The sequence below is a fragment of the Photorhabdus sp. RM71S genome, from assembly GCF_042879355.1.
In the GTDB taxonomy this organism is placed as follows: domain Bacteria; phylum Pseudomonadota; class Gammaproteobacteria; order Enterobacterales; family Enterobacteriaceae; genus Photorhabdus; species Photorhabdus kayaii.
Genome location: NZ_JBHFKV010000133.1, coordinates 1 through 1,200, shown reverse-complemented (window position 1 = coordinate 1,200; position 1,200 = coordinate 1). Strand labels below are relative to the sequence as shown.

General features: G+C 52.1%; 1 pseudogene. It reads right to left on the bottom strand.

Going from position 1 to position 1,200, the window contains the following annotated elements:
* A pseudogene (locus ACGF5R_RS24065) lies at positions 1–1,118 on the bottom strand (IS1182 family transposase); the annotation flags it as partial.
* Between the last annotated feature and the right edge of the window lie 82 nt (positions 1,119–1,200).

Here is a 1,200-nt window from a genome sequence, read left to right as displayed (position 1 = left end):
CAGATATGCCGTGTGATGGTTTTTCCCTTTTTCGCCCGGGTACAGGCCGCCCGCAGCGGGCAATTCTGGCAAATACCCGCCGCCGTCCGGTAATAACGGTATCCCTGACGATTTGTGGTGGTATAAATCAGCTTTTCGCCCTGCGGGCAGACATAGCAATCTTGCTGCCTGTCATAGGTGAAGTGTTTCTTCTGAAAGGTGTTCGGTCCCTTGTTTGGGCGGCGATAACCGATAATGGGCGTAATGCCTAACTGTTCCGTCAGATAACAAACCGGGGCCGTAAAATAGCCCGCATCCAACCCAACCGCAAGGGGATTGAGAGCAAAACGCTCTAACTGACGCGTCAAACGCTTGATAAAAGGCTGGCTGTCGTGGACATTACCTGGTGTGGCGTAGGTATCGGTGATAATCCCGACTTGCCCATCCACGGTACGGTGGTCAAGGTAAAAGAACCCCCTGGGTTTGTTGGTCCGGTGCATAAACCCGCTTTCCGGAGCGGTGGTACTGACTTTCGTCTTTCTCTGCCGTTCCTTAAGGGCTGGCTTCAGGCTTTTTTTCCGGCTGCCGCCCGGTCTTGAGTGACGGCTTTATCCAGTGTGTCAAAATAGGCGCCGGGGGGGAACCGACCGCATGACATTCTCCGATTTATGCGGATTGGCACTGGCTTTCAGGTGGGTGCTGTCGGTATAGAGTACGTGTCCGCCCACAAATCCTTTGGCTATCGCCTGTTCAACAATGTGGTCAAAAATCTGTTGGAAGACCGCAGTATGATTGAAACGGCGGCGGCGGTTCTGGCTCAGGGTTGAGGCATCAGGGACCTTTTCTGTCAGTCCGAGGCGCAGAAACCAGCGGTAAGCCACATTAACCTGAATTTCCTGTACCAGACGGCGCTCACTGGGGACACCAAACAAGTAGCCGAGTAACATCATTTTAATCAGCATGACCGGATCGATAGCAGGACGGCCATTATTGTGGCAATACAACGGGGCGACTCATTCGCGGATAAATTCGAAATCAATGGCGGCATCGACTTGACGGACCAAATGATTTTTAGGGACCAGCTCGTCAAGCGAGAGCGTTTCTGGCGGGAAAGTCTGGAGAGGGGGTGTTCTTAACATGGTGGCAAGCTCCGTTGAGTGAACGGAACTTAATTAAAACAAAGTGTCGGATAAAAAACCAGCACTTTGTCAATAATCTGAC